The organism is Mycolicibacterium pulveris, assembly GCF_010725725.1.
Taxonomy (GTDB): Bacteria; Actinomycetota; Actinomycetes; order Mycobacteriales; family Mycobacteriaceae; genus Mycobacterium; species Mycobacterium pulveris.
On sequence record NZ_AP022599.1, the window covers coordinates 2,289,529 to 2,316,368 of the forward strand.

25 protein-coding genes, 1 tRNA gene and 1 pseudogene are annotated in these 26,840 nt (G+C 68.5%); 15 read left to right on the plus strand and 12 right to left on the minus strand.

Translation table 11 applies throughout. The annotated features are described in order from the left end of the window. Positions 1-3 precede the first annotated feature (3 nt). Genes eccA through G6N28_RS11010 form a run of 3 tightly spaced genes read right to left on the minus strand, consistent with a single transcriptional unit; the run spans position 4 to position 3,013 of the window. Positions 4-1,725 carry a type VII secretion AAA-ATPase EccA gene (eccA, locus tag G6N28_RS11000; protein WP_163900193.1) on the minus strand — a complete coding sequence of 574 codons (1,722 nt, stop codon included), beginning with the start codon at positions 1,723-1,725 and terminating at the stop codon, positions 4-6. After that, a complete protein-coding gene (locus tag G6N28_RS11005) occupies positions 1,718-2,152 on the minus strand; it encodes a YbaB/EbfC family DNA-binding protein (protein ID WP_163900196.1) in 435 nt (144 codons plus the stop codon). The genes eccA and G6N28_RS11005 overlap by 8 nt, the downstream gene beginning before the upstream one ends. A gap of 6 nt (positions 2,153-2,158) precedes the next feature. Continuing rightward, the gene (locus G6N28_RS11010; protein ID WP_163900197.1) at positions 2,159-3,013 is read right to left on the minus strand and encodes an ESX secretion-associated protein EspG; all 855 of its coding nucleotides are present in this window, start codon (positions 3,011-3,013) and stop codon (positions 2,159-2,161) included. 548 nt (positions 3,014-3,561) lie between these two features. On the opposite strand from G6N28_RS11010, the gene G6N28_RS11015 reads away from it, so the two are divergent. After that, positions 3,562-4,812: a MinD/ParA family ATP-binding protein gene (locus G6N28_RS11015; RefSeq protein ID WP_163900200.1), complete on the plus strand. Its 1,251-nt coding sequence runs from the start codon at positions 3,562-3,564 to the stop codon at positions 4,810-4,812. A gap of 8 nt (positions 4,813-4,820) precedes the next feature. Here the strand turns inward: G6N28_RS11015 and G6N28_RS11020 are convergent, their stop codons facing one another. Beyond that, positions 4,821-5,558: a transcriptional regulator gene (locus G6N28_RS11020; RefSeq protein WP_163900202.1), complete on the minus strand. Its 738-nt coding sequence runs from the start codon at positions 5,556-5,558 to the stop codon at positions 4,821-4,823. Positions 5,559-5,909: 351 nt separating this feature from the next. On the opposite strand from G6N28_RS11020, the gene G6N28_RS11025 reads away from it, so the two are divergent. Beyond that, on the plus strand, positions 5,910-6,200 hold the full coding sequence (locus tag G6N28_RS11025) for a WhiB family transcriptional regulator (protein WP_163900204.1): 291 nt from the start codon (positions 5,910-5,912) through the stop codon (positions 6,198-6,200). A gap of 129 nt (positions 6,201-6,329) precedes the next feature. On the opposite strand, the gene G6N28_RS11030 is transcribed toward G6N28_RS11025, so the two are convergent. Further along, a complete protein-coding gene (locus G6N28_RS11030; protein ID WP_163900206.1) occupies positions 6,330-7,904 on the minus strand; it encodes an acyl-CoA carboxylase subunit beta in 1,575 nt (524 codons plus the stop codon). Between the two features lie 86 nt (positions 7,905-7,990). Here G6N28_RS11030 and G6N28_RS11035 point away from each other — a divergent pair, with 86 nt between their 5' ends. From G6N28_RS11035 to G6N28_RS11050, 4 genes are read left to right on the plus strand one after another with little or no spacing between them, the layout of a single operon-like run. Beyond that, positions 7,991-8,407 (plus strand): EVE domain-containing protein, encoded by a 417-nt coding sequence (locus tag G6N28_RS11035; RefSeq protein WP_163900208.1) that lies wholly within the window; start codon positions 7,991-7,993, stop codon positions 8,405-8,407. Between the two features lie 15 nt (positions 8,408-8,422). Beyond that, positions 8,423-9,388, plus strand: coding sequence for a pirin family protein (locus G6N28_RS11040; RefSeq protein WP_163900210.1), 966 nt, complete (start codon positions 8,423-8,425; stop codon positions 9,386-9,388). 7 nt (positions 9,389-9,395) lie between these two features. Continuing rightward, positions 9,396-9,728 carry a GNAT family N-acetyltransferase gene (locus G6N28_RS11045; protein WP_163900212.1) on the plus strand — a complete coding sequence of 111 codons (333 nt, stop codon included), beginning with the start codon at positions 9,396-9,398 and terminating at the stop codon, positions 9,726-9,728. Positions 9,729-9,748: 20 nt separating this feature from the next. Then, the gene (locus G6N28_RS11050; protein WP_163900214.1) at positions 9,749-10,552 is read left to right on the plus strand and encodes an acyl-CoA thioesterase domain-containing protein; all 804 of its coding nucleotides are present in this window, start codon (positions 9,749-9,751) and stop codon (positions 10,550-10,552) included. A gap of 140 nt (positions 10,553-10,692) precedes the next feature. On the opposite strand, the gene G6N28_RS11055 is transcribed toward G6N28_RS11050, so the two are convergent. The 4 genes and pseudogenes from G6N28_RS11055 to G6N28_RS27050 form a co-directional block, all read right to left on the minus strand. Then, the gene (locus tag G6N28_RS11055; RefSeq protein ID WP_163900216.1) at positions 10,693-11,655 is read right to left on the minus strand and encodes a ferritin-like domain-containing protein; all 963 of its coding nucleotides are present in this window, start codon (positions 11,653-11,655) and stop codon (positions 10,693-10,695) included. Positions 11,656-11,774: 119 nt separating this feature from the next. Beyond that, the gene (locus tag G6N28_RS11060) at positions 11,775-12,254 is read right to left on the minus strand and encodes a nitroreductase family deazaflavin-dependent oxidoreductase (protein ID WP_163900218.1); all 480 of its coding nucleotides are present in this window, start codon (positions 12,252-12,254) and stop codon (positions 11,775-11,777) included. 4 nt (positions 12,255-12,258) lie between these two features. Next, positions 12,259-12,759, minus strand: a complete 501-nt coding sequence (locus tag G6N28_RS11065) for a pyridoxamine 5'-phosphate oxidase family protein (protein WP_163900220.1) — start codon at positions 12,757-12,759, stop codon at positions 12,259-12,261. 97 nt (positions 12,760-12,856) lie between these two features. Then, positions 12,857-12,973 (minus strand): annotated as a pseudogene (locus tag G6N28_RS27050) (hypothetical protein); the annotation flags it as partial. A gap of 220 nt (positions 12,974-13,193) precedes the next feature. On the opposite strand from G6N28_RS27050, the gene G6N28_RS11075 reads away from it, so the two are divergent. Beyond that, positions 13,194-13,793 carry a TetR/AcrR family transcriptional regulator gene (locus G6N28_RS11075; RefSeq protein ID WP_163900222.1) on the plus strand — a complete coding sequence of 200 codons (600 nt, stop codon included), beginning with the start codon at positions 13,194-13,196 and terminating at the stop codon, positions 13,791-13,793. Here the strand turns inward: G6N28_RS11075 and G6N28_RS11080 are convergent. Further along, the gene (locus tag G6N28_RS11080) at positions 13,777-14,958 is read right to left on the minus strand and encodes a DUF7373 family lipoprotein (RefSeq protein ID WP_163900224.1); all 1,182 of its coding nucleotides are present in this window, start codon (positions 14,956-14,958) and stop codon (positions 13,777-13,779) included. The genes G6N28_RS11075 and G6N28_RS11080 overlap by 17 nt on opposite strands. Positions 14,959-15,088: 130 nt before the next feature. On the opposite strand from G6N28_RS11080, the gene G6N28_RS11085 reads away from it, so the two are divergent. Further along, a complete protein-coding gene (locus tag G6N28_RS11085; protein WP_163900226.1) occupies positions 15,089-15,970 on the plus strand; it encodes a hypothetical protein in 882 nt (293 codons plus the stop codon). A gap of 67 nt (positions 15,971-16,037) precedes the next feature. Here G6N28_RS11085 and G6N28_RS11090 read toward each other — a convergent pair. After that, positions 16,038-16,120: transfer RNA gene (locus G6N28_RS11090), tRNA-Leu, on the minus strand. Positions 16,121-16,377: 257 nt separating this feature from the next. On the opposite strand from G6N28_RS11090, the gene G6N28_RS11095 reads away from it, so the two are divergent. From G6N28_RS11095 to pknB, 7 genes are all read left to right on the plus strand, one after another. Next, positions 16,378-17,829 carry an FhaA domain-containing protein gene (locus tag G6N28_RS11095; protein ID WP_163906111.1) on the plus strand — a complete coding sequence of 484 codons (1,452 nt, stop codon included), beginning with the start codon at positions 16,378-16,380 and terminating at the stop codon, positions 17,827-17,829. Positions 17,830-17,946: 117 nt separating this feature from the next. Next, positions 17,947-18,414 (plus strand): FHA domain-containing protein FhaB/FipA, encoded by a 468-nt coding sequence (locus G6N28_RS11100; RefSeq protein WP_163900229.1) that lies wholly within the window; start codon positions 17,947-17,949, stop codon positions 18,412-18,414. Then, positions 18,411-19,967, plus strand: coding sequence for a PP2C family protein-serine/threonine phosphatase (locus G6N28_RS11105; protein ID WP_163900230.1), 1,557 nt, complete (start codon positions 18,411-18,413; stop codon positions 19,965-19,967). The genes G6N28_RS11100 and G6N28_RS11105 overlap by 4 nt, the downstream gene beginning before the upstream one ends. Then, positions 19,964-21,376: a peptidoglycan glycosyltransferase RodA gene (locus tag G6N28_RS11110; RefSeq protein WP_163900232.1), complete on the plus strand. Its 1,413-nt coding sequence runs from the start codon at positions 19,964-19,966 to the stop codon at positions 21,374-21,376. The genes G6N28_RS11105 and G6N28_RS11110 overlap by 4 nt, the downstream gene beginning before the upstream one ends. Beyond that, on the plus strand, positions 21,373-22,848 hold the full coding sequence (gene pbpA, locus G6N28_RS11115; protein WP_163900234.1) for a D,D-transpeptidase PbpA: 1,476 nt from the start codon (positions 21,373-21,375) through the stop codon (positions 22,846-22,848). Before G6N28_RS11110 ends, pbpA begins: the two co-directional genes overlap by 4 nt. Positions 22,849-22,921: 73 nt before the next feature. Next, entirely contained in the window at positions 22,922-24,247 is a 1,326-nt protein-coding gene (locus G6N28_RS11120; protein ID WP_163900236.1) for a protein kinase domain-containing protein, read from the plus strand. Then, positions 24,244-26,124 carry a Stk1 family PASTA domain-containing Ser/Thr kinase gene (gene pknB, locus G6N28_RS11125; RefSeq protein ID WP_163900238.1) on the plus strand — a complete coding sequence of 627 codons (1,881 nt, stop codon included), beginning with the start codon at positions 24,244-24,246 and terminating at the stop codon, positions 26,122-26,124. The genes G6N28_RS11120 and pknB overlap by 4 nt, the downstream gene beginning before the upstream one ends. On the opposite strand, the gene G6N28_RS11130 is transcribed toward pknB, so the two are convergent. Next, complete coding sequence (locus G6N28_RS11130) at positions 26,102-26,776, minus strand: aminodeoxychorismate/anthranilate synthase component II (RefSeq protein WP_163900240.1); 675 nt, start codon at positions 26,774-26,776, stop codon at positions 26,102-26,104. The two genes, pknB and G6N28_RS11130, sit on opposite strands and share 23 nt — an antisense overlap. Between the last annotated feature and the right edge of the window lie 64 nt (positions 26,777-26,840).

A 26,840-nucleotide genomic window follows, 5' to 3' on the forward strand; every position in this document is an offset into this window, starting at 1 on the left:
GGCTTACTCGTTCACGTTCAATCGGGCATGCACGGCGGCGATGGCGGCAGCCATGTCGTCGCCGTTGATCTCACTGAGTTGTTCAACGCCGAGGCTGTCGAGGTCCAGGGAGCGAGCCAACCTCATGTCCCGGTTCTGTTCACCTGCCTCCACCAGTTGCCGCGCATAGCGTCCGTTGCCCGCGATGTCCAGCGCCGGTTTGCCGTTCAGTCGGCGCTCGCTCAACAGGGTGGCGGCTTCGAGAACCCGTTTGGCGGCATCTTCGTCGAGGATTGAATCCGTAGATGTGGCAATGACTTTCGCGATCTCCGCGATCTCATCGGCCGAATAGGAGTCGAATTCGATGCGGGTGGCGAAGCGTGAACGCAGACCGTCGTTGGACTCGAGCAGGCGGTCGATGTCCGCACTGTATCCGGCGATGATGACCACCAGCCGGTCCCGATCGTTCTCCATCCGGGCGAGCAAGGTATCCAGCGCCTCGGTGCCGAAGGGATCCGCACGCCCGTCGCGTTCCTGCACCAACGTGTAGGCCTCGTCGATGAACAACACCCCGCCGATCGCACGGTCGATGGTGCGGCTGGTCTTCACCGCGGACTGCCCTTCGTACTCGGCGACGAAGTCCCTTCGGGACGTTTCAACGAGTTTGGGCTCGCTGATCACGCCGAGGCCGGTCAGGATGTTTGCCACCACGCGGGCGATCGTCGTCTTACCGGTGCCCGGCGGCCCGGCGAAGATCATGTGCTTGGAGGCCTGGGTGACCTTCATGCCCTTGGCCGCGCGGATCTTGGCCATCTGCGTCGCCGCCCGGTAGGCCTCCACCTGCTCCTTGACCCGGGTCAGCCCGATCTGGCGGTCCAGTTCGGCCTGCGCCTCGGCCAGCAGCATGTCGCGTCGCGAGGTGTCCGCCTCGACGCTGGCCGGATCCCACGGGTCCTTGCGGGACGCGATTTGCTCGGCGGTGGTGGTGGTCAGCCGATAGGTCGGATCATTCAGCGCTGCGGTCACTTTGGGCGCGGGATGGGTGGCCTGCAGCCATTCCAGCAGCGCCACCGCGGCATCCTCATTGCCTTGGCCCCGTCGCGTCATCGCCAGGAACCACGCGATGGCCGGTGCGCATGCCTCCCCCGCCGGCGACGAATTCGATTCCGTCAGCCGTCGTTCCGCCTCGGTGAACAGGCCCAGGTTTGCCGCCGCGACGCCGTGCGCTACGCCGGCCGCCGCAGCCAGGAACTTGTCTGGCCATCCCCCGGCGCCGCGGACTTGGTCGATGACGTCGGTCCAGCGTTCCGCCGCGCCGTAGATGACGGCCCTGGCCCAGGAGATCAAATGCTCAGCGCCCGAGACCGGTAACTCCTCGAGGGCGTCCATCGCATCGGCGAAATTGCCGAAGGAGGCTTCGTGCACGGCGAAGCCCAGGGTGATGGCCAACGGCGAGTTGACCGGGTAGGTGATGTCCCCGAACTGGCCACCGATCGGCACCCGGGCACCGAGGCTGTTCATGGAGATTTCGGCTGCGCCCGCAAGCTGTCCGAAGTTCGCTCGCGAGTACCACGCCCGAAACAGCGTGACTCGGTCGGTGTCGCCGCAGCGGATACGCCCCACCCAGGCATCGCAGGCGGCGTCGTCCATCGTAGTGATCTCGGTGAAGGTCTCGAAGGAGCGCGCCGGAGCACTCGGCAGCATGCCCACCGCACTTCCGAACAAGCCGGCCAGGTGCTCAGCCATGGCCACCCGCGTATCTGGTCGCGAAGATGCGCTCCCGTTCCGCCCGAACTTGCTGCGGTGTCGGCAATTCGAGATCGCGGGTGAGGAAGTCTCGCGTGGCCGCGTCATCATGGCCACGCGTGCGCATTTCTTCGAGGATGTAGACGTACTGTGCGGCCTTGGCCTCCTGGGCGGCCAGGCCGGCGACGACGACGATCTCCTCGGCGAGAACCGCTTCGGTCATGGCGGCCACCTTCGGCGACAACTCGATGTGCTTCACACGGCTGTCCGAAAGCGCCGTCACGGTGACGGAACGGTCGGGGTTGGCGGCGGTGAACACCTGCTCGTCTCGAGCATCGCGATCCGACCCTGTCGAGGCTTCGTCGGGGACGGAGAAGTCCAGCGCGGCCGCCAGGTCGTCGGCGCCGTGCGGGTGATTGTCTGTCACTGGCGCTCAGTCCCCTTCCGCGTCAACCGTGTTGGCGGCGGCGTGGTCGAACCACGTTCTCGAGGGTAGGAACTCGATCAACCCGTCGAGTGCCCGCTGTAGGTTTTCGGGGCTGCCCGGCAGGAAGCTGCCGTAGAGATCACCGCTCACCCGCCGAGGGATCGACACGATCCGGCCCTGCGCCGAATCCAAAACTCCTGCGGCGACGCTGGTTTGGGTGAAGGTGCCGCCGGGATGGCGCTCTATGGCAGTGAGCTCCACCCAGCCGGCGGGGTCGGCGACGATGTCGGCATATGCACGCGCCGACGCGGGAGCGACTCCGTAACCGGCGATCTGGTTCGCGCTTGTGCACTCGGCCAGCTGAGCGGCCGGCCCGGTCAGCGGTTCCACGTCGGCGGGCGTCGCAGCGCCCAGCACCGTCGTCACCATGCCCGCGAGGCCGACCTGCGGTGCCACCCGTTGCAACGCCAGCATGTCGCCGTCGCGCGCGGCGATGACGTGTCGATCCCCTTTCCGGCTGACTACGAAACGGATCATCTTGCCGCCGACGTCACGTCGCCACCAGCGGGCCTCCAGGGTCCGATCGGACCGGCTGAGCGTGTCGACCATCGCGGCCACCTCGGGGTGGGGTTCGCCGAAAACATCCAGCACGCCTTGGGCCGTCAGATCCCGCCTGACCTGATCCCACACGATGTCGCGCAATTCCGGCTGCGGGATGTTGAGGCGGATGCCGAGCCCCGTCGGAAACTCCATCAACCCCAACCGGTCAGCGATGACCAGCATGCCGTCGATGGTGACCTCGACGCCGACAACATCGTCGATGTGCGCGGCGTCGCGGTGCGCGGACTGCGAAACGCTCATCGCTGAGGTGTCCGCGTTTCGCGCAGATCGCGGCCGGCCATGAGGTCCTCGTCTTCCTGTTAGTCGTCCCGCGGTATCAACCCCGGTGATATGTAATTCCGGTCAGACCGCGATCCAGATCGCCGACGACGCTTTGCCGGTCCGCGCAGGCACACCCCGTCACCGGGTCTGCGAACGCCTCGACGAACGACAGGGTACCAGCGCCCCGGACCTGCGCAGCCCGCCAATTTTTCGAGACGGCGGCAAGGGTCCTCCGCCGAGGACATTTAACTGATAGCAACCACTATTTTCGATGATCAGCAATGCTGTCCTGCGGCAATCAGACCACCAGCTACCTTGCGGTATGTGGGTGACCTATCTTTTTCGCTGAAATCGGCGACCCGGTGCAGCCCCGTCCCGAGCAGTCACGAGATCCCCACCGCATGCCGGGTCGGTGCCGAACGGTTCAGCCTGTGTCCGGATGCACAAACGTTTGCTGAATCGCTGTAGTCGATACTTGGGACGGGCCGACACCTGTATCGCACCCGAGTTCGGTGAGGAGACGTGTAGTGACCGACCGCGATGACGCATTGCGGAGAGAATCCGGCTGGACGGGCGCCGAGGGGGCCGACGTCGAGCCATCCGCTGCCGAACCCCAGCCGACACCGCCGGCGCCGCCGCGGCCGCCAGTCGACTTCCCACCGCCACGCTACGGTCCGCCGCCCGCCGGCCCTCGCCCGGACGCCGGACCGTGGCCCGGCCCGCCCACCAGAGGCCCGCGCCCGCCGCGGCCGTCGGCGCCGCCTCCCCCCGCCGGACCGCAATGGCCTGGCTATCCCGGCGATGCACCGGCCGTGCAGGGGCCACCGAGCGGGTCCTATGCCGAACGCATCCGCGCCGACGAGCTGGTGCCGGCGCGCAGGGTGCCACCGACCCGCGGCTGGCGGGCGGCCCTGTACAAGGCCACCTTCGGGCTGATCAATCTCGGTCCCGGACCCGACGAGGTGCGGCAGGCCCAGCTCGAGGCCAAGGTCAAGGCGCCACTACGGGGCCACTTCAAGATCGGTGTGATGGGCAAGGGCGGCGTCGGGAAGACGACGGTCTCGGCCAGCATCGGTTCGGTGCTGGCCGAGCTGCGCCAGGACGACCGCGTGGTCGCGATCGACGCGGACACCGCGTTCGGCAAGTTGGGCAGCCGCATCGACCCTCGCGCACAGGGTTCGTACTGGGAGCTGGCGTCCGACCAGCACCTGGAAACGTTCGCCGACGTGCGCAGCCGGGTGGGCAGCAACGCCGCGGGGTTGTTCGTGCTGGCCGGCGAGGCGACCCCGGCCCGCCGTCGGGTGCTCGATCCCGCGATCTATCGCGAGGCCACGTCACGGCTGGACCGGCACTTCACGATCTCGATCATCGATTGCAGCTCCACCATGGACTCCCCGGTCACCCAGGAGGTGCTGCGGGATCTGGACGCATTGATCGTGGTGTCCTCGCCGTGGGTCGACGGCGCCGCCGCCGCGGGCCAGACGCTGGACTGGTTGGCCGCCCGCGGGCTGGCTTCGCTGTTGCAGCGCACGGTCATCGTGCTCAACGATTCCGACGGGCACGCCGACAAACGGACGCGTTCGATTCTGCGACAACAGTTTTCAGGTCAGGGGCAGGTGGTCGTCGAGGTGCCGTTCGACGGACATCTACGGCCCGGCGGTGTGATCGATCGCACCGAGGAGATGTCGGCGGCGACCCGACGGCGGTTCTTGGAGATCGCCGCCGCGCTCGCCGAGCATTTTCCGAGCCACGACGACCGCGCTCGGGAGCGGTACTGAGCGCTTGATCAGCGCCAGTCGAGTTGTGCCACCAACTCCTCGATCGCACGGACGGCTGCGGAGGACACCGGTTCTTCGGCTTCGGCGTGAACGATGTCGTCTTCGGAAACCCCTGCGGCTTGGGCGGTTTCGGCGATGGTGAGGTTGGCGCCGCGGCGCGCGGCGTACAGCCGCTGTCCGAGTGTGGCGTGCGGGGACCGCGCGGCGCGCTGCATGAGCTCGTCGTAGCGGCCTCGCACCGCGCTCAACGCTTTGATCAGCGCCGGGGTGACGCGGCTGATCTGGGCCGCGCGCGCCGCGACGGATTCAAGCTGGCGAAGGTCGGCGAGGATCTTGGTCACCCGGGGTGTGAATTCGGGAGCCTCCGGGGACGGCAAGGCCTCGATCGCCGAGCGAAACGTACCCACTGCGGTGACGACCGCCTGAGCGATCAGCGGGATCTCGTCGCCGCCGGTCGCCGCGGCCGGCTCGGCACGCATCGGCGCACTCTCGCCGTAACGGAGCCGAGCGATCGTTCCCGGCGGCCACCGCAGGACCTCCTCGAGCTTTGCTCGAGTACGTGCACGAGGCCAGCTGCGGCCCTTTTCGAACGCGATCAGCGCCCCGGCGTTGATGATGCCGTCGGCGGCCAGCCGACGCTGAGAGATGTTCAGCTCGCGTCGCCGTGCGGCTGCGGCCGCCCCCGCACGCACCATGCCCGCATCCGGCGTCTCGGCCGACTCATCGGTCGAATCGGGCTGTGTCATGGGGCGGCAATTCCTCGAATCACGCAGGACGAACGGCCCCGTAATCCTATCCGTGCTGCGGTCCACCGCTACGTCTTGGGCCCGTGTCGACGGTATGTTTCTGTGGCGAAGCTACGGCTGCCGCTTCCGATCGAACTGAAGCACCGCATCAACTTCTACAGGCGTAGCCAACGGCAAGGTCGCCGCAGTTCATCGGCTAGTTTTTGGTTACCGCTTGCGTCCTTATCCAGTTACTCGGATGATCCGGCGGGCAAATTTCGCCGCTGTAACTGTTGCATCGCTACGGTTTGGTTCGCTACGTTGTCGGTTATTGCGGCGCACCTGCCGCAGACCGGCAGAGGAGCGACAGCAATGAACGCAACGGACTGGGACGAGATGCCCGTCGGTGCCTGTACCCACGATCCCGAACGGTGGACGACGTCGGCCGACGCGGCGGCCAAGGCGATCTGTCGGGCATGTCCCCGTCGGTGGTTGTGCGCCCGGGAAGCATGCGAACTGCCCCGCGCGGAAGGCTTGTGGGCCGGCATCGTCGTGCCCGAGGGCGGTCGTGGTCGCACGTTTGCTCTAAGGCAGCTGCGGTCGCTGGCGGAACGCAACGGGTTTCCGGTTCGCAACCGCCGTCTGTACGCCGAACCCGCTTGATTGAACGTCCGCCGCCGGTTTTCGGGGGGTCGGCGGCGGGCGGCGGGGCTGGCTGCTCAGATCCGCCGCCGAACGTTCCTTACCGCTCGACATTTCGACAATTTTTCGAGTGGTAAGGAACGTTCGCGGTCACCAGGTGTCGACGAAGCGGCGGGCGGCGCGCCGCGGCGCGTGCGCCGTGGCCGCGGTCAGGGTGTCGATGATGAGCTTGCGGGTTTCCGCGGGGTCAACGACATCGTCGATCTCGAAAAGCGCAGCGGCGTTGAGCGCCTTGGCGTTTTCCTGCGCGGCGGTCGTGGCCTGGCGGACCCGCTCTTCACGCTCGTCGTCGTCCTCGATCGCCTCGAGCTCCTTGCGCAGTCCCAGCCGCACCGCGCCTTCCAGCCCCATCGGGCCCAGGTGCGCGCCCGGCCATGCGACGGTGAGCAGCGGCTCATGCAGGCTGCCGCCGGTCATCGCCTGTGCGCCGAGCCCGTAGCCGCGGCGAAGGACCACCGCGATCAGCGGAACCTCAAGCGCCGCACCGGCGACCAGCATTCGCGAGCCGCGGCGCACCAGCGCCTCGGCCTCCGCAGCCGGGCCCACCATGTAGCCGGGGCAGTCGACCAGTGAGACCACCGGCAGCCCGAACGCGTCGCACAGCTGCAGGAACCGGGCGGCCTTGTCGGCGGCGGTCGCGGTGATCGCCCCGGCCATCACCATGGTGTTGTTCGCCAGGACGCCGACCGGTCGGCCGTCGATGCGGGCCAGCGCGGTCACCATCTCCGGGGCGAACTTGGGCCGCAGGAACGTCACCGATCCCTCGTCCGCCAGCGTCTCGATGATCGGTGCCACCTGGTACGCACGCCGGGCACGCTCGGGAACGATTGTGCGCAAACGAGTTTGGTCTGCCACCGCGCCTGGCGCCGTTACGCCCTGGAAGTAGCCGAGCAGACGTTTCGTCACCGCGACGGCCTCGGCTTCGTCGGCCACCACGACGTCGACCACCCCGTTGGGGGCCTGCACCTCGATCGGGCCCACGTCGTCGGGCGCCACGTCGCCCAGCCCGCCGCCGGCGATCATCGCCGGGCCGCCCATGCCGATCGACGCGTCCTCGCTGGCCACGATCAGATCCGCGCACCCGGCGATCACCGCATTTCCCGCGAAGCAGCGGCCCTTGACGATCGCGATGCGCGGCACCACTCCCGACAGCGCCGCCCACAGCTTGAACGCGCGCGCATCGAGCGCGGACACCACGGGATAGTCGGTGTCGCCGGGCCGGCCGCCGCCACCTTCGGCGAAGAACACGGTCGGCAGGCGCATCCGCTCGATCAACTCGAACAGCCGGTCCTTCTTGCGGTGCCCCAGCGCGCCTTGGGTACCGGCGAGCACCGTGTAGTCGTAGGACAGCACCGCGCACGCGCTGCGCTGCTCTCCGAACAGATCGCCGTTGATGCGCGCGGTGCCGGCGATCAATCCGTCGGCGGGGGTGCGGGCGATCAGGTCGTCGAGGTCGCGGCGGTGGCGCTGGGCGGCGATCGCGAAGCGTCCGTACTCGACGAACGAGCCCGGGTCGACGAGGTCGTCGAGGTTCTCGCGCGCGGTGCGCCCGTTCGCGGCGTGCCTGCGCTCGACGGCGTCGGGGCGTGCGGCGTCCTCGGTCAGCGCGCGCCGGCGCAGCAGTTCGGCGTGATCGTCGCGGACGGGCTCCTCCGACTCGGTCATCGCGCTGATGCTAATGCCCGGGAAGTTATCCACAGGCGGCTGTCGGCGTGGGCGTTTCTGTCGGCGCTTCGGCTTAGCGTGCGGACATGAGCAATTGGATCAACACCGTCAGCCGTGACCACGTCGAACGTGGGGTGCGTGGCCGCTTCACCCAAGCCACTCACGGCAAGCCTCACATGTTGCGCCGGATGGCGCGTGGCGACTGGATCGTGTTCTATTCGCCGCGCACCGTCCATCCCGACGGCCCACCGCTGCAGGCCTTCACCGCGATCGGGCAGGTCGTCGACGACGAGCCTTATCAGGACGAGGCCGCGCCCGATGGGCGGTGGCGACGCAACGTCGACTTCCTCGACTGTGCGGAAACGCCCATCCGTCCGCTGTTGGAACAGCTTGAGTTCGTCGAGGACAAGTCCCGGTGGGGATACAAGTTCCGGTTCGGCGTCTTCAAGATCGGCGACGGCGACCTGGAGGTGATCCGTTCGGCGATGACGGGTGCGAAGTAGGCCTACGGTGGGGTGGTGAGCAACACCGAACCGGAGCCCGCCGAAGTCGCTTGTGTCGCATCGCCGTTCGCGGGTGTGCTGCACCCGCGGGAGGTGCCGCTGGGCGGGCCGCGGGCGATCCGGGTGCGGCGCACGCTGCCGCAGCGGGAACGCTCGCTGATCGGGGCGTGGTGTTTCGCCGACCACTACGGCCCACAGGATGTGCGCAGCGGTCCGGGCATGGACGTGCCGCCGCACCCGCACACCGGGCTGCAGACCGTCAGCTGGCTGTTCAGCGGCGAGGTCGAGCACCGCGACAGCGCAGGCGTGCACGCGATAGTGCGCCCCGGCGAGCTGAACCTGATGACCGCCGGTGCGGGCATCTGCCACTCCGAGGTGTCCACCACGGCGACCACGGTGCTGCACGGCGTTCAGCTGTGGGTGGCGCTGCCCGACGCCGACCGTGACACCGACCGCGACTTCGCGCATTTCGTGCCGGCCCCGCATTCTGTCGGTGGCGCGACGCTGCGGGTCTTCCTTGGTGAGCTCGCGGGCCAGCGCTCCCCCGTGCACACGTTCACCCCGCTGCTCGGCGCGCAGCTCGACCTGGACCCCGGCGCCGAGCTGACGATGGAGGTCGACCCGAGCTTCGAGCACGGGGTGCTGCTCGACCAGGGTGACGTCGCCGTCGGCGGCACTCCGCTGGAAGTGGCCGACCTGGCCTTCCAAGCCACCGGCAATCCCGAGTTGACCGTGACGAACCGCGGTGCGCGCCCCGCCCGCGTCGTCGTCCTCGGTGGGCCGCCGTTTCCCGAAGACCTGGTGATGTGGTGGAACTTCGTCGGCCGCAGCCACGACGACATCGCGACCTACCGCGCGCAGTGGCAAGACCACCACGAAAGGTTTGGCGCGGTACAGGGCTACCGGGGCGCGGTCCAGCGGCTGCCCGCCCCCGCGCTCCCCAACGCCACCCTGCGTCCGCGCCGCAATCCCGGGGTATAGATACGGCATGACCACCGACAAGACCGGCGCACCTACCGAGGTCGTCAAGGAATCCGACCGCTTCAGCATCAAGGTGGAGGGGCAGACCGCCGGCTTCACCGAGATCGCGGACCGTGACGGCCAACGCGTCTTCCCGCACACCGAGGTCGACGACGCCTATCAGGGCCGCGGCCTGGCGACGATCCTCATCGGCGATGCGCTGCAGCAGACCCGCGACTCCGGGCTGCGGATCGTGCCGATCTGCGAGATGGTGGCCGCCTACGTCGACAAGCACCAGGAGTTCGCCGACGTCGTCGACACGGTGTCCCCCGACGTGGAGCGCTGGCTGGCCGACAGGTAACGCCCGCTATCGTCTTCGCGGTGACGACGGCGATTTTCACCCCGGATGGAAATGCGTTCGTCCCCGGCCCGCTCGCGCAGGGCCCGTGGGGGCAGACGATCAGCGGTAACTATGTCGGCGGACTGCTGGGCCATGTGCTCGAGCGCGACGCCGGCGAACCCGACTTCCAGCCCACCCGGCTGACCGTCGACCTGTTCCGACCCGCACCGCTGGCCCCGGTGAGCGTCGAGACCGCGGTCATCCGCGCGGGCCGTCGCCTGAAGCTGGTCGACGCGCTGATGCGGCAGAACGACACCGCCGTCGCGCGGGGCACCGCCCTGTTCCTGCGCCGCGGGGACCAACCGTCCGACGAGATCTGGACGTCGCCGGTCACCTTGCCTCCGCCGCCTGCCATACCGAACCCGATCCCGCGTGGGCTGTCCACGCTGGTGTGGACCTACGGCAAAGACGACCACGTGCCCGGTCCCGGCGAAGGGCTGGCGAACTGGCAGCACTCGGGACCCAAACACGTCTGGGTGCACGACTTCCGTCCCTTGATCGCCGGCGAAGAGCTCACGCCGTTCACCCGCGCTGCGATGGCCGGGGACATGGTCAGCTCGCTGACACACTTCGGGCCCAGCGGACTGCAGTGGATCAACGCCGACTACACGCTGACGCTGGCGCGCCTGCCGAAGGGACCGTACCTGGGGCTGACGGCGCTGTCGCATTACAGCGATGCGGGGGTGGCCACCGGCAGCGCGACGATCGTCGACGAGCACGGCCCGATCGGAAGCGGAGTGGCCAACGCCGTGTCCAACCCCGGCTTCTCCCCGCCGCGCATGTAAACCGTCGCGGGCCGACCCGTCACGCCGCGCGAAATCTACACCAGGGTCGTGGTTTTCGCCGATCCACAGCCCTGGTGCAGAAATCGGCGCAAACAGAAACACCCCACGGAATGTCCGCGAGGTGCTTCCGTCGATTCGGGTCAGCTGAGGCCGACGACCTCCTGGGCGATGGCGGCCAGGCGCGTCTGCGCGGCCGACACCAACCGCTGGCGGTTCTTGTTCATCTCCTCGTAGGCAATGATCATGCGGATGTCGCTCGGATCGTCGAGCTCCTTGACCGCGGCCACGGCGTCGTTCAGGTTCAGCTCGTCGTAGTCCTCGATCGGCAGCTCGTCGGCGTCGACGACACCACCGGCCGCGCGGGCCTTGTGCAGCGCGTCGGCCGCGTCGCCGGCACCCTCGCGGCGCACCACGTCCTCGGCCCGCTTCAGCGCGCCGTCGCGCGAGGCGCCCAACGCCTTGAGCGTGATCTCGCTGGCCCGTCGCGCCCGCTCACGCAGGTCTTCGACGGCCGGGCCCGCGGAGCGCACCAGGTCGGCGACCCGCTCGACCGACTGAGCCGACCACTGGCCCGGCAGGTTCACCAGCTTCACCGCGGTGCCGGCCGCGGCCTGCATCGGGGTGCGCTGCAGCGCGGCCGGCCCACCCAGCGCATCCTCAGCCAACACCGTGGTCAGCCAGTGCACGGTCGCCGAGTGCGCGGTGATCAACCGGTCGGCGAGGTCCTGGATCTCCGGATGCTTGGCCGAGACGGCAAGCGCCTTGATGTAACGGGCGCGGTCGAGCAGCTGGTTCTCCAGCGCCAGGTCGCCGAGCAGCGCCTCGTCGAACGGTTGCGCCTGCTCGGTCAGCGCCTTCACCGCTGCGGCGGCGCGGCCGAAGAACGGGCCGACGGTGTCGGGGAATCCGCCGAGGTCGCGGATCGCCTTCTTGATCGCCTCGGCGCGGATGCGGCCATTCTCGGCGTTCTCGGTCAGCTCACGGCGGACGGCGTCGGTCCTGGCCTGCGTGATCCGGGTCTCGGCGACCTGGATCTCGGTGTGGGTCAGGTCGAGCATCGTGCGCAGTTGCCTGAGCAAGGTGGTTTCAGTAGCGGTAGTCATTGATATTGGCCCCTTATGCGTTGACGAAATCGGTCGGCGCTGGGGTGCACCTTGCTCGTTGGCTACCCGGTCGTCGGGAAAGCCGAACACGGGGCGATGTGAGATAAATCGCAGTCGCGTCAGCGCGGCTGCAGGATGACCACCGGGATCTCGCGATCGGCCCAGGCCTGATAGGTGTCGAAGTCGGCGTACGCCTCGACCAGCTTCGGCCACAGCCGGGCCCGCTGCTCGGGGTCGGCGGTCACCGCGCGCACCGGGCGGCGCTCCGAACCGATCTCGATGTATGCGTCCGGATTGGCGACCAGGTTGCGGTACCACTGCGGATCGGTGTCGCGCCCGCCCTGGGAGGCCACCACGATCACGTCGTCGCCGTCGCGGATGAACACCAGCGGTGACACCAACCGCCTACCAGTCTTGCGCCCGATGTGCTCGAGCAGCAGCGTCGGCACCGGCTTCTTGAACCCCGCGCCCACCCGCCAGTTGGCGCCGACCCGTCCGCCGGTGCGGCGGTACACCCACACGTGGGCCTTGCCCGCGTACTTCATCACCGTGGTGACGATCGGCGAGTTGAGCTGTTTCGGTTTGTTCGTCGGGTCCATGCGCTCAACCTAGATACTGGGCGGTGCTGCCGCCGAGCGGCATCTCCGGCATGCCGAGCTTGCGGTGATCCCAGCTGCGGGTGCGGCTGGGCACCACGCGCACACAGATGCGGTTGTGCATCATCTGGTCGACGAACGGGCGCATCTCCTCCGAATACGGTCCGGTGTAGCGTTCCCACACGCTGATCCCCACGCGCAGAGCGGTTTCCGGGTCGTCGACGATCTCTGCGCGGCCCTCGATCGAGACCCCGCGCAGGGTGTCGTAGGTGTGGCCGTCCTCGATCAGCACGGTCACCGTCGGGTTGCGCCGCAGGTTGACGGCCTTCTGCGACTTGGCCTTGGTCTCGAACCAGATCTCCCCGTCGAGCACGCCGTACCACATCGCGACCAGGTGCGGTCGGCCGTCGGGTAGCAGCGTGGCGAGGGTGGCGGTTCTACTGCGTTCGATGTATTCGGCGATCTCGTCGTCGGTCATGACGATCTTCGCGCGTTCGTTCTTGCCCACGCCCCAGATACTTTCAGGTCGCCGCGGCGCTGACGGTCACCGGGATGCCGTTGAGCGCGCCGTTGCCCGACGGTTCGTCGAAGAACGTCGGCGGCGACAGCACGTTGGTGTTGACGCCTTTGGGGCAGAGGTGGCCGCGGCTCCAGGTGTCGTCGCGGTTGCCGCGGATGCCGGCCACCCGCCCGCCCTCGACCTGGATCTCCAGCCCGCACATCGCTTCGCACAGCGGGCAGGTGTACAGATGGCGCCCGTCTTCGCCGACGCCCGCTACGGGCCTGCTGAGTTCAGCGGTCACGGCGGCCTCCTCGCTCCGGGGGCGCGAAATAGCATTCCGGGTCGCGATTCCGGCCTCTGAACAGCCCGGAATGCTATTTCGCGGCAGGGGCAGTTTGTTGTGACAGACTGTAACGACAAATCGGGGTGGAGGGGCGAAATTGGTCGACACCAATGCGCCGCGGCATCGTCGCCAGGGGTCGCGCCGAGACCCGGCGATCGACGCGGCGGTGCTGGCGGCGACGCGGCGGCTGCTGGTCGAGCGCGGCTACGCGGCCACCACCATCGACCTCATCGCCAGCACCGCGGGGGTGAGCCGGCCCGCCGTCTATCGCCGGTGGCGCTCCAAGGCGCATCTGGTGCACGAGACGCTGTTTCCCGACCTCGGCCCCGAGCGACCGGCCGACGACTTCGCGGCCGAGATCCGCCGGCTGTGCCGCGGCGCGCTGGACATGTACGCCGACCCCGCCGTGCGGGAGGCAATTCCCGGTCTGCTCAACGACTTACGGTCAGACCGCCGGATGCGGCGGCTGCTCAGCGACCGGTTGGAGGCCACCGCGCGCAGCCAGCTGGCCCACCGGCTGAGCGCGGCGGTCATCGACGGGACGGCGCGCGACGGCATCAGCGCCGACACCGTGATGGACGCGATCGCCGGCGGCGCCTGGTACGCGGTCTGCGTGCGACGGATCAAGAACGTCGACGCCGCGGCCGCCGAACTCGGCGACCTGCTGCTGAACGGCCTGCTCAGCTCAACAGCATGATGTACTGCGCCGCCGCCAACTGCTGAGCGGTGAGCAGCGTCGGCCCGGCGGCCTCGATCGCGTACTCGTCGGCGGTCACCAGGCAGTAGAAACTGTTGTCCTTCAACTGCATACAGCGGCTTTCCGGCATGTTGCGCACCGGGTTGGCCGGTTTCGACGTCGGCGACACCTCGGCGTAGAACTCGTCAACGACGGCCTTCGCGCCCGCTGGGTCTTCGGCCTCATAAACGCTGGCCTTGGCCATGGCCACCAGGTCGGTCCCGGTGTCGGCGAACAGCTTGGCCGAGCGGGTGGGATCGCTCTGGAAGTGCAGCGCGCCGCGGCGCTCATAGGTGGTGTTCTTCGTCAGCATCGGGTCGGGCGCCTCGACCGGAATCACCCGGGCCAACAACCCGGTCGGATCGATGCTGATGTCGGCGAACTCCGACGGTGCGGTGGCGCGGAAGCGGTCGATCTCGGGGCCCTGCAGATCCAGGGTCTTGGCGACCAGCTCAGCCGCCTGCTCCGCGCTGTCGGGAGCCTGCGCGAGCTGCATCAGCACGTAGGGCCCGTGGGCAGCGAACGAGCGCACCGCATAACGCTTGCCCGCCTGCCGATCGACCGTGGTGTAGGTGTTGGCCTTGGCGTCGGGGTGGCGGGGAACGCTCGTCGTCTGCGCGGGACCGTCGGCGCCCTCCTGCTGCATCGCCGCCTCGCCCAGCGCGGTGGCCGCCGCTTCGGCGGCGTCGTCGTCGGGGAACCGCAGCACCGCGTTCAACAACAGCTTCTTGTTCGCTTCGGTGCGCGCGGTGGCGAACCCGTTGATGAAGTTGTGCCGGCTGACCACCATGCCGAGCTCGCCGGGACCGATCAGCCCGAGCGCCTGGGCCTTCGGCAGCACCATGGCGCCGAAGCCGAACCAGTCGGTCAGGGCGGGGTCGACCTCCCAGGGGCCGATGACGTGGTTGGCCATGCGCTGCGCCTCGATCACCATGCCGCGCAGCGGATCCCCCGCGACGCCGAGCGGCTTGCTGGGCGTGGTCGGGAACGGGCCGACGTCGAGTTGGTCGAAGTCGAGTGCCCCTTGCGCGCCTGTGGCTTTCACCGGGGTTCCGGCGACGGTCGTGCTGCACGCCGCGGACGCCATGACGATGACGAAGAGGACGAGAAGAACTGGGTGGCGCATCATTCGAAACCTACCCTGCCGGCAAGGCAAGGTCCCGTGTCTACCGACACGTGAGTTGTTCGTCGTTCGGCGCCGCTGTGATCAGCATCCGCAGTACGGTTTGCTAGGCACCACGGCTGAGGGGGAAGCGATGCGCAAAGTCCGGGCGCGATTCAGTGTGACGGCGGGCATCGTGCTTGCCCTGGCGATGATCGCTGGTGCCCCAGCGGCGGGCGCCGACTCGGTGGATCCGGGTGCCTTCAACTATGGCTCGTTCGACATCTTTACTGAGCCCGGCACCTACGTGGTGGTCAACGCCTCGAACTTCACGCTCATGAGCGACAACACACGCCCGGAGATGAGTTCTTGCAACACCGGCGCGTGGCTGCAGCCCAAGGGACCGATGACATCAGCCAAGCTGGCCATCGACGCGGCCGGCAACGGCCAGGCCCGAATCGGCCCGCTTGGCAACGGAACCTATACCGTTTCGGTGCACTGTTATGACCGGCGCGCAGACGGCTCGATCATCGGTACGCCAAACCACCCGAGCGCCGCTTTCGCTGACCGCGCCACGGTGGTCATCGACGGCAGCCCGATGCACCCATACGGCCAGATCGAGTTCAATCCCGAACCTCTTCCCGAATTCAATCCGGGCCCCTTGCCACCTCTTCCCCCGGCGTTCGTCGACATCGACTCCAACTTCGCGAACAACGTCGGGTCCAGTTGTAGCGACGGCATCAAGGCGACGTATGAACGCAACAACATCGGAGGCGGCGTCCTCGACAACGCCCTCGCCCTGTTGGGTAAGCGCGGCACCGAAGAAACGGCTCACCAGATATGCGCCCTCGTGGAAGACGACCCCGAAGAGGCGGTCCGCGCGCTTTGTCGAGCGGGCAAGGCCATGGTCCCAGCCGACTGGGCGTACGCCGCTATCGCGAAGTTGGGCCAGACGATCGGACAGAACGACATCGAGCGCTTCGGGCAGAGCGCGAAGGATTCCTGGTCGAAACAGTGCGAAGGGTTCTTGTTCTGAGCCGGTCGCCTGCCCCACCTAGCACAAAGGCCGCGGACACGAAGTCCGCGGCCCCTGCGATTCTGTGTGGGCGAAGGGGGACTTGAACCCCCACGTCCCGAAGGACACTGGCACCTGAAGCCAGCGCGTCTGCCATTCCGCCACTCGCCCCAACAACCGGGGGAGCCTATCACGCAGGCACCCCGTCTCTTCAACCGTACCGATGCTCGCACATATGCCGCCACCTGCGCCGACGCCGACCGGACTCGGGCCTCTGAACTGCGTGAATTCAATTCTCACAGTTCTGTTGGTCCCGCAGCCCTGTGCTGGGCCGATACCATGCAATGGAGCGATGTGCCAGCGACACGCTGGTGTGCCAAGTCGTGAGCAGAATCGACAGATACCAACAAGTGAGGGCGGGCGGTGACATGGGCCTGGTCGACCGCATCGAGCGCAAGCTCGAGTCGACCGTTGGCGACGCATTCGCGCGGGTCTTCGGCGGGGCGATCGTCCCGCAGGAAGTCGAGGCGATGCTGCGCCGGGAAGCCGACGCCGGGGCACGTGAGGTGCTCGGCGGCCGGGTTTTGGCTCCCAACGACTACGTCATTACGCTCAGTGTGCCTGACTATCAGAAGGTGAGCGCCGACCCCGACCTGACATCAGCGACTTTCGCCAAGCACTTGGAGGGCTACATCCGTGAACAGGGATGGCAAACCTATGCTGATGTCGTCGTCAGGTTCGAACAATCTTCCAGCCTGCACACCGGACAGTTTCGCGCGCGTGGTGCGGTCAATCCCGACTCGACCACTGGCGAGCCCGCCCCACCACCTCACGAACTCTCTTCTAACGCAGAATCAGGAGTACCACCGATGAGCGACAACCCAAGCTACCGCGGCGGTCAGGGTCCGGGGCGCCCCACCGACGAGCCCTACGACGACCGGTACGACCGGCCGCCGGATCCGCGCGGTCAGTATCCGCCGCAGGACCAGGCCGGCTATCCGCCTCCCCCGCCGCCGGGCGACCAAGGCTATCCACCGCGCCAGGGCGCCTACCCCGACCACGGCGGTTATCCCGACCAGGGCTACCCGGAGCAGGGCGGCTATCCCGATCAGGGCGGTTACGCCGAGCAGGGTTACCCGCCGCCGTCGTATGAGCAGCGCCCGCCCGCCGGCTACGGCCCACCGGCCGGTGGCGGCTACCCCGATCAGGGCTACCGCCAGGCGCCCGCGGGTTACGGCCCGCCGCCGGGGGGCCAGCCCGGCTACGGCGCGCCCGGCGCGGACTACGACTACGGCCGCCAACCCGGCCACGGCCGTCCCGACGAGGGCGGCTACGGCAGGCCCGAACCGCGTCCGGCCTACCCCGATCAGGGCGGTTACCCCGATCAGGGCGGCTATCCGGACCAGGGCGGCTATGGCGGCTATCCACGCCAGGACCAGGGCTACGGCGCCCCGCCCGACTACGGTCGCTACGGCGAGACCGCGGGTGGCTACGCCGAACCCGGCTACGGCGAGCCCGCGGGCGGCGGTTACGACTACGGTCAGCCCGCCGGCTACGGCGGCGGCTACGGCCAGCCCGACTATCCGGCCACGGGCACCCAGGTCACGCTGCAGCTCGACGACGGCAGCGGCCGCACGTACCAGTTGCGGGAGGGCTCGAACGTCATCGGCCGCGGCCAGGACGCGCAGTTCCGGCTGCCGGACACCGGGGTGTCGCGCCGCCACCTGGAAATCCGGTGGGACGGTCAGGTGGCGCTGCTGTCGGACCTCAACTCCACCAACGGCACCACCGTGAACAATGCGCCGGTGCAGGAATGGCAGCTGGCCGACGGCGACGTGATCCGGCTGGGCCACTCCGAGATCATCGTCCGCGTGCACTGACCGAGCGGCCGTCGACGGGGGGAAGCTGCTCGCTTCACCCTCACGTGGATGGCCGTCCAAGTATCGTGACGTTGCGCCGGGACGGCCAGCACGGGATGGAGACGGAGAGGACGTCAGATGCAGGGGTTGGTTCTGCAACTGACGCGCGTCGGTTTTCTTCTACTGCTGTGGTTGTTCATCTGGTCGGTGCTGCGGATCCTGCGCACCGACATCTACGCGCCGACCGGCGCGGTCATGGTGCGCCGCGGCCTGCCGTTGCGCAGGTCCCTGCTGCCCGCCCGCGGCCGCCGCAACGTGCCCCGGCAGCTGGTGGTCACCGAGGGCGCGCTGACCGGTACCCGGATCACGCTGGGCAGCCAGCCGGTGCTCATCGGCCGGGCCGACGACTCCACGCTGGTGCTCACCGACGACTACGCCTCGACCCGGCATGCCCGGCTGTCGCCTCGCGGCTCGGAGTGGTACGTCGAAGACCTAGGATCGACCAACGGCACATACCTTGACAGGGCGAAGGTGACGACGGCGGTACGGGTTCCGATGGCCACACCGATTCGGATCGGCAAGACGGTAATCGAGCTGCGCCCGTGACACTGGTGCTTCGATACGCCGCGCGCAGCGACCGCGGCCTGGTCCGAGCGAACAACGAAGACTCGGTGTACGCGGGTGCGCGTCTGCTCGCGCTGGCCGACGGGATGGGTGGGCACGCCGCCGGTGAGGTGGCCTCCCAGCTGGTGATCGCCGCGCTGGCCCATCTCGACGACGACGAGCCGGGCGGTGACCTGCTGGCCAAGCTCGATGCCGCGGTCCGGGAAGGCAACGCGGCCATCGCCGCTCACGTCGAGGCCGATCCCGAGCTCGAGGGCATGGGCACCACGCTGACCGCACTCTTGTTCGCGGACAACCGACTTGGTCTGGTGCACATCGGCGACTCACGCGGTTATCTGCTGCGCGACGGCGAACTCACCCAGATCACCAAGGACGACACGTTCGTTCAGACGCTGGTCGACGAGGGCCGTATCACCGCCGAGGAGGCACACAGCCACCCGCAACGGTCGCTGATCATGCGCGCACTGACCGGTCACGAGGTCGAACCGACCCTCATCATGCGGGAGGCCCGCGCCGGCGACCGCTACCTGCTGTGCTCCGACGGGCTGTCCGACCCGGTCAGCCAGGAGACCATCCTGGAAGCCCTGCAGATCCCCGATGTGGCCGAAAGTGCCGACCGCCTCATCGAATTGGCGTTGCGCGGGGGCGGGCCCGACAACGTCACCGTGGTGGTGGCCGACGTTGTCGACTACGACTACGGCCAGACCCAACCCATCCTGGCGGGCGCGGTGTCCGGCAACGACGACCAGGGCGCCCCGCCCGACACCTCGGCCGGTCGGGCGTCGGCGATCAACCCGCGCCGCAACGAGGTCAAACGTGCTCTGCCGCAAGCCGAAGAGCCCATCGCTCCGCCACAGTCACGACGCCGCATCGTCATCGCCGCGGTCCTGGTGGTGTTGGTGGTGCTGGCCGGGTTGGCCATCGGCCGGGAGGTCGTGCGCAGCAACTACTACGTCAGCGGCCACGACGGCGTCGTGTCGATCATGCGGGGCGTGCCGGGGTCGTTTCTCGGCTACTCCCTGCAGGAAGTGTACCGGCAGGGCTGTCTGACCCCGCACAACGGGCTCAACCTCGTCAGCCCCGGGCAGACACCCGAGAACTGTCAACTCTTCCGCGTCGAGGACCTGAAACCCTCCGAGCGCTACCAGGTCGAAGCCGGCCTGCCCACCGGCTCTGAAGACCAGGCCATCAGCCAGATCACCCAGTTGGCCCGTGATTCGCTGCTGCCCGTCTGCCCGCCACCGGCCCCGGCACGGCCCACCACCACGTCACCGCACTCGCCGGGCGCGACGAATTCGCCTGGGCTGCCCAACGTTCCGCGGACACCCGCGCCTGAGACCCCGCGTCCGTCGCCGTCGCCGCCGCCGTCCCCGACCGGGACGCCGTCACCCGCGCCACCGGCACCCGGCACGCCGTCTCCCGCACCGCCCCCACCCGGCACACCGCCGCCGTCGCCGACGCCGGCACCTCCGACCGTCACGGCGCTGCCACCCCCGCCGCCGGAGCCGGGGATAACCTGCCGGGAAGTGGCATGACCACACAGCCGCAGTCCCCCGTCGCCGTGGTGCCCCCACTGCCCAACCGCCGCAACGCCGAACTGTTCCTCCTCGGGTTCGCCGCGCTCATCACGACGCTCGCGCTGCTGCTGGTCGAGGCCAACCAGGAGCAGAGCCTGCGCTGGGAGTTGGTGCAGTACTCGGTCGCCTACCTCGCGTTGTTCACCGCCGCACATCTCGCGGTGCGGCGGTTCGCCCCGTACGCCGATCCGCTGCTGCTTCCCGTGGTCGCGTTGCTGAATGGGTTGGGGCTGGTGATGATTCACCGGCTCGACCTCGCCGAGGGTGAGCTCATCCAGAACGGGTTGGGCGGGACGGCCAACCAACAGATGCTGTGGACGCTGGTCGGGGTGCTGGGTTTCTCGCTCGTCGTGGTCTTTCTGCGCGACCACCGCATGCTGGCCCGCTACGGCTACCTCAGCGGGGTGACCGGGCTGATCCTGCTGGCGATCCCGGCGGTGCTGCCCCGCTCGATATCCGAGCAGAATGGCGCGAAGATCTGGATTGAACTGCCGGGCTTCTCGATTCAGCCGGCCGAGTTCTCCAAGATCCTGTTGCTGGTGTTCTTCGCGGCGGTGCTGGTGAACAAACGGAGCGTGTTCACCAGCGCGGGTAAGCATTTCCTCGGCATGGACCTGCCCCGGCCGCGCGACCTCGCCCCGCTGCTGGCCGCGTGGATCGCGTCGGTCGGCGTGATGATCTTCGAAAAGGACCTCGGCACTTCGCTTTTGCTGTACGCGTCGTTCCTGGTGCTGGTGTATGTGGCCACTGACCGGCTCAGCTGGCTGGTCATCGGGCTGGCCCTGTTCGCCGCGGGAAGCGTTGCGGCGTATTACGTTTTCGATCACGTTCAGGTGCGTGTGCAGAACTGGCTGGATCCGTTCTCCGATCCCGAGGGCGCCGGCTACCAAATGGTGCAGTCGATGTTCAGCTTCGCCACCGGCGGAATCTTCGGCACCGGCCTGGGCAACGGGCAGCCGGGCACCGTGCCCGCCGCGTCGACCGACTTCATCATCGCGGCGGTCGGCGAAGAACTGGGGCTGGTCGGTCTGGCCGCGGTGTTGATGCTGTACACGATCGTCATCATTCGGGGGCTGCGCACCGCGATCGCCGTGCGGGACAGCTTCGGCAAGCTGCTGGCCGCGGGTCTGGCCTCCACGCTGGCGATCCAATTGTTCATCGTGGTCGGCGGTGTCACCAAGCTGATCCCGCTGACCGGTCTGACGACGCCGTGGCTGTCCTACGGCGGCTCGTCGCTGGTCGCCAACTATGTGCTGCTGGCCATCCTGGTGCGGATCAGCCACTCCGCGCGCCGACCGATCGTGTCCAGCCCGCACGGCGCGACGCCGATCGCCGCTGCCAGCACCGAGGTGATCGAGAAAGTATGAACACCTCGCTGCGCCGCATCGCTGTCGCCGTCATGGCGCTGGTGGTGGTGCTGCTGGCCAATGCCACTGTCACCCAGGTCTTCACGGCCGACGGGCTGCGCTCCGATCCGCGCAACCAGCGGGTGCTGCTCGATGAGTACTCCCGGCAGCGCGGGCAGATATCGGCCGGCGGCCAGCTGCTCGCCTATTCGGTGTCGACCAACGGCCGGTTCCGGTTCCTCCGGGTCTATCCCGAGCCGTTCGTGTACGCGCCGGTCACCGGCTTCTATTCGCTGCGGTATTCCAGCACCGGCCTCGAGCGCGCCGAGGACCAGATCCTCAACGGTTCCGACCAGCGGCTGTTCGCTCGCCGACTGGCGGACTTCTTCACCGGCCGCGACCCGCGCGGCGGCAACGTCGACACCACCATCAACCCGAGGGTGCAGCAAGCCGCTTGGGACGCAATGGAAGACGGCTGCGACGGCGGGTGCAGGGGTTCAGTCGTGGCGATCGAGCCGTCGACCGGCAAGATCCTGGCGATGGTCTCGTCTCCGTCGTATGACCCCAACCTGCTGGCCACCCACGACATGGACAAGCAGGCCGCGGTCTGGCAGCGGCTGCGCGACGATCCCGCGTCCCCGCTGCTGAACCGGGCGATCTCGGAGACCTATCCGCCGGGTTCGACGTTCAAGGTCGTCACCACCGCGGCCGCGCTGGAACACGGTGCGAACAAAGACACCCGGCTCACCGCCCAGCCCGAGATTCCGCTGCCCGACAGCACCGCCACCCTGGAGAACTTCGGCGGGACGGCGTGCGGCGGCGGTCCGACCGTCACCCTGCGCGAGGCGTTCGCGAAATCGTGCAACACCGCGTTCGTCGAACTCGGCATCGACACCGGTGCCGACGCGCTGCGCTCCGCCGCGCGCGGGTTCGGCATCGGCGTCCCGCCCCCGATGATCCCGCTGCAGGTCGCCGAATCCACCGTCGGCCCGATCGTCGACGCCGCCGCGCTGGGTATGTCGAGCATCGGTCAGAAGGACGTCGCCCTCACTCCCCTGCAGAACGCGATGGTGGCCGCCACGATCGCCAACCACGGGGTTCCGATGCGGCCGTATCTGGTCGATAGCCTGAAAGGACCCGACCTGTCCAACATCGCCACCACGGCTCCAACCGAAGAGCGGCGGGCGGTGTCGCAGCAGGTCGCCGATACACTTACGGATCTGATGGTCGCCGCCGAGCAGGTGACGCAGCAGAAGGGAGCCATCGCCGGCGTGCAGATCGCATCGAAGACCGGCACAGCGGAGCACGGTACCGATCCGCGCAACACCCCGCCGCATGCCTGGTACATCGCCTTCGCCCCTGCTCAGGCTCCCAAAGTGGCGGTTGCGGTGCTTGTCGAAGGCGGCGGCAACCGAATGTCGGCCACCGGCGGTGAGCTGGCCGCCCCGATCGGGCGCGCGACGATCGCCGCGGCGCTGCGGGAGGGCACATGAGCCCGCGAAGACGAGCACGAGTGAGGATCGCAGCGAGGCACGAGCGAGGACCGGAGCGCGTGGGAGTCGAGCCATGAGCCCGCGCGTGGGCGTGACATTGTCGGGGCGCTACCGGCTGCAGCGGCTCATCGCCACCGGCGGCATGGGCCAGGTGTGGGAGGGCGTCGACTCCCGGCTGGGCCGCCGGGTCGCGGTCAAGGTGCTCAAGGCCGAGTACTCCACCGACGCCGAGTTCGTCGAACGCTTCCGCGCCGAGGCGCGCACCGTCGCGATGCTCAACCATCCGGGCATCGCGGGCGTCTACGACTACGGCGAGACCGAGATGGACGGGGAGGGCCGCACCGCGTATCTGGTGATGGAGCTGGTCAACGGCGAACCGTTGAACTCCGTGCTCAAACGCACCGGGCGGCTGTCGCTGCGGCACGCCCTGGACATGCTCGAGCAGACCGGTCGCGCGCTGCAGGTCGCCCACACCGCGGGCCTGGTGCACCGCGACGTCAAGCCCGGCAACATCCTGATCACCCCGACCGGGCAGGTGAAGCTCACCGACTTCGGCATCGCCAAGGCCGTCGACGCCGCCCCGGTCACCCAGACCGGGATGGTGATGGGCACCGCGCAGTACATCGCGCCCGAGCAGGCGCTCGGCCACGACGCGACGGCCGCCAGCGACGTGTACTCGCTGGGGGTGGTCGGTTACGAGTCGCTGTCGGGCAAGCGGCCGTTCACCGGCGACGGCGCGCTGACCGTCGCGATGAAGCACATCAAGGAGACGCCGCCGCCGCTGCCCGCCGATCTGCCGCCCAATGTGCGCGAGCTGATCGAGATCACCCTGGTCAAGAACCCGGGCATGCGGTACCGCTCCGGCGGCGCGTTCGCCGACGCCGTCGCGGCGGTGCGGTCGGGCCGGCGCCCGCCGCGGCCCAACCAGGCTCCGACCATCGGCCGCGCGGCGCCCACCGCGGTGCCGTCGGCCGCCCAGGCCCGCGCCGCGGCGGAGCTGACCGGCCGAGCCCCGGCGACCGCGGCCCGGCCCCGCCCGGCGACCGGCAGCCACCGCACTCCCCCGCCGCGAAGCAGCTTCTCGTCCGGGCAGCGCGCGCTGCTGTGGGCAGCCGGGGTGCTCGGCGCGCTGGCCATCGTCATCGCCATTCTGATCGTGCTCAACGCGCAGGACCGCCGCGACCGGGAGAACCAGCCGCCACCGACCATCACCACCACGATCACCGAGACAACGCCCTATTCGCCCACCGCGATGGCGCCGCAGCCGACCTCGCCGGGAAGCGACGGTCATGCTGAAGAACAATTGCGGGTAACCCGACACGATGTGCTCGCGTCCGCCCTCTCCGCGTGGGAGCCGGGATTCCGGCAACTGACCGCTTCAGAACAGACACCGCAATGACGACCCCTCAGTATCTGTCCGACCGGTACGAACTGGGCGAGATCCTCGGCTTCGGCGGGATGTCGGAGGTTCACCTCGCCCGGGACACGCGGCTGCACCGCGACGTCGCGATCAAGGTGCTGCGCGCCGATCTGGCCCGCGATCCGAGCTTCTACCTGCGGTTCCGCCGGGAGGCGCAGAACGCCGCCGCGCTGAACCACCCCGCGATCGTCGCCGTCTACGACACCGGCGAGGCCGAGACGCCGACCGGGCCACTGCCCTACATCGTGATGGAGTACGTGGACGGGGTGACGCTGCGCGACATCGTGCACAACGACGGCCCGATGGAACCCAAACGCGCGATCGAGGTGATCGCCGACGCCTGCCAGGCGCTGAACTTCAGCCACCAGCACGGCATCATCCACCGCGACGTCAAACCCGCCAACATCATGATCAGCAAGACCGGCGCGGTGAAGGTGATGGACTTCGGCATCGCCCGCGCGTTGGCCGACTCGAGCAGCGTCACCCAGACCGCTGCGGTGATCGGCACCGCCCAGTACCTCTCGCCCGAGCAGGCCAGCGGCAACGCGGTCGACGCCCGCTCCGACGTGTACTCGCTGGGTTGTGTGCTGTACGAAATCCTCACCGGCGAGCCACCTTTCGTCGGTGACACCCCGGTCGCGGTGGCCTACCAGCATGTCCGCGAGGACCCGGTGCCGCCGTCGCAACGCAACCCCGACGTGCCGCCGGAACTGGACGCGGTGGTGCTCAAGGCGCTGGCGAAGAACCCCGACAACCGGTACCAGACGGCCGCGGAGATGCGCGCCGATCTGGTGCGGGTGCACAGCGGTGAACAGCCCGAGGCCCCGAAGGTGCTCACCGACGCCGAGCGCACGTCGCTGCTGGCGTCGCCGTCGCCTGTCCATCAACGCACCGAGCCCATCGACGAGGTGGCCCGCCCGCTGCCCCCGGAGGACGTCGACCGCGACCGCCGCGGCTCGGTGGGCCGCTGGCTCGTCGCGGTGGCCGTGCTGGCGGTGCTCACCGTGGTGGTGACGGTCGCGATCAACATGTTCGGCGGGGAGACCCGCGAGGTGCAGGTGCCCGACGTCAGCGGGCAGGCCAGCGCCGACGCCATCGCCGAACTGCAGAATCGCGGCTTCAAGATCCGCACGCAGCAGCAACCGGACTCGAACGTGCCGCCCGACCACGTGATCGACACCGAACCCGGCGCGAACAGCTCGGTCGCCGCCGGAGACGAGGTCCTCATCAACGTGTCCACCGGCCCCGAGCAGCGCGAGGTGCCCGACGTGCGCAGCCTGTCCTATGCCGACGCGGTGGAACGCCTCACCGAGGCGGGCTTCGAGAAGTTCAAGTCGTCCACGTCGCCGTCCACCCCGGAGATGAAGGACAAGGTGCTCGGCACCAACCCGCCGGCCAATCAGACCTCGGCGATCACCAACGAGATCACGATCGTGCTCGGTTCCGGCCCGGAGAGCAGGGCCGTGCCGGACGTGTCCGGCCAAACCCCGGATAGCGCGCGCCAGATCCTCAACGCGGCGGGTTTCACCAACACCGTTCCCGTCGAGGTCGACAACACCGCGCCTCAGGGCCAACTGGTGGGGACGGTCCCCTCGGCCGGGCAGACCGTCCCGGTGGACTCGGTGATCCAGCTGCAGGTGTCGCGGGGTAATCAGTTCGTCATGCCCGATCTGACCGGCCAGTTCTGGACCGACGCCGAACCCCGGCTGCGCGCGCTGGGGTGGACCGGCGTGCTGGACAAGGGCGCCGACATCCCCGATAGCGGGCAGCGGACCAACGCCGTCGTGCGTCAGAGCCCGGCGCCGGGCGCCGGGGTCAACTTCGGCGCGACGATCACACTGAGCTTTGCGTCGTAGCCGCGGCCACGGCATCTGCGACCTCGACCTCGAGCCGGTGCACCAGCCCTTCGTCCGGTGCGTCGCCGCAGTAGCCCAGCCAGTTGGCGAGCATCCGGTGTCCGCCCTCGGTGAGGATCGACTCGGGGTGGAACTGCACGCCGTGGATCGGTAGTTCGACGTGCCGCACCCCCATGACGACACCGCCGTCGGTGCGCGCGATGACTTCGAGATCGGCAGGCATCGTCTCGGGCAGGATGGTCAGCGAGTGATATCGCGTCGCGGTGAACGGGTTCGGAAGTCCTTGCAGCACACCGGTATTCGTGTGATGAACGGTGCTGGTCTTACCGTGCAGCAGTTCGGGTGCGCGATCGACCGTCCCGCCGAAGGCGACGCCGATGGCCTGGTGGCCCAGGCACACCCCGAGCAGCGGGGTCCTCGCTGCCGCGCAGGCCTGAACGAGCGAAATGGACGCGCCTGCCCGCTCCGGGGTGCCGGGACCGGGGCTCAGCAGGACGCCGTCGAAGCCCTCGGCCGCGCGTGCGACGTCGGCGTCGGTGCCCAGACGGGCGTCGTCGTTGCGCCAGACCTGCGCGTCCACACCGAGCTGGCCCAGATACTGGACCAGGTTGAACACGAAGCTGTCGTAGTTGTCGACGACCAAGACCTGCACCAGGCAAGGCTACCTACCGCGATTTCGGCGTATTTCGTCACGCCCACCGTGACGAACCGCGCCC

Bases quoted from the DNA above. Each gene is read 5' to 3' on its own strand.
- eccA (WP_163900193.1), bottom strand. From the start codon at position 1,725: ATGGCTGAGCACCTGGCCGGCTTGTTCGGAAGTGCGGTGGGCATGCTG.
- G6N28_RS11010 (WP_163900197.1), bottom strand. From the start codon at position 3,013: ATGAGCGTTTCGCAGTCCGCGCACCGCGACGCCGCGCACATCGACGAT.
- G6N28_RS11020 (WP_163900202.1), bottom strand. From the start codon at position 5,558: ATGACACAGCCCGATTCGACCGATGAGTCGGCCGAGACGCCGGATGCG.
- G6N28_RS11025 (WP_163900204.1), top strand. From the start codon at position 5,910: ATGAACGCAACGGACTGGGACGAGATGCCCGTCGGTGCCTGTACCCAC.
- G6N28_RS11030 (WP_163900206.1), bottom strand. From the start codon at position 7,904: ATGACCGAGTCGGAGGAGCCCGTCCGCGACGATCACGCCGAACTGCTG.
- G6N28_RS11035 (WP_163900208.1), top strand. From the start codon at position 7,991: ATGAGCAATTGGATCAACACCGTCAGCCGTGACCACGTCGAACGTGGG.
- G6N28_RS11045 (WP_163900212.1), top strand. From the start codon at position 9,396: ATGACCACCGACAAGACCGGCGCACCTACCGAGGTCGTCAAGGAATCC.
- G6N28_RS11055 (WP_163900216.1), bottom strand. From the start codon at position 11,655: ATGACTACCGCTACTGAAACCACCTTGCTCAGGCAACTGCGCACGATG.
- G6N28_RS11060 (WP_163900218.1), bottom strand. From the start codon at position 12,254: ATGGACCCGACGAACAAACCGAAACAGCTCAACTCGCCGATCGTCACC.
- G6N28_RS11080 (WP_163900224.1), bottom strand. From the start codon at position 14,958: ATGCGCCACCCAGTTCTTCTCGTCCTCTTCGTCATCGTCATGGCGTCC.
- G6N28_RS11085 (WP_163900226.1), top strand. From the start codon at position 15,089: ATGCGCAAAGTCCGGGCGCGATTCAGTGTGACGGCGGGCATCGTGCTT.
- G6N28_RS11095 (WP_163906111.1), top strand. From the start codon at position 16,378: ATGGGCCTGGTCGACCGCATCGAGCGCAAGCTCGAGTCGACCGTTGGC.
- G6N28_RS11100 (WP_163900229.1), top strand. From the start codon at position 17,947: ATGCAGGGGTTGGTTCTGCAACTGACGCGCGTCGGTTTTCTTCTACTG.
- G6N28_RS11110 (WP_163900232.1), top strand. From the start codon at position 19,964: ATGACCACACAGCCGCAGTCCCCCGTCGCCGTGGTGCCCCCACTGCCC.
- pbpA (WP_163900234.1), top strand. From the start codon at position 21,373: ATGAACACCTCGCTGCGCCGCATCGCTGTCGCCGTCATGGCGCTGGTG.
- G6N28_RS11120 (WP_163900236.1), top strand. From the start codon at position 22,922: ATGAGCCCGCGCGTGGGCGTGACATTGTCGGGGCGCTACCGGCTGCAG.
- pknB (WP_163900238.1), top strand. From the start codon at position 24,244: ATGACGACCCCTCAGTATCTGTCCGACCGGTACGAACTGGGCGAGATC.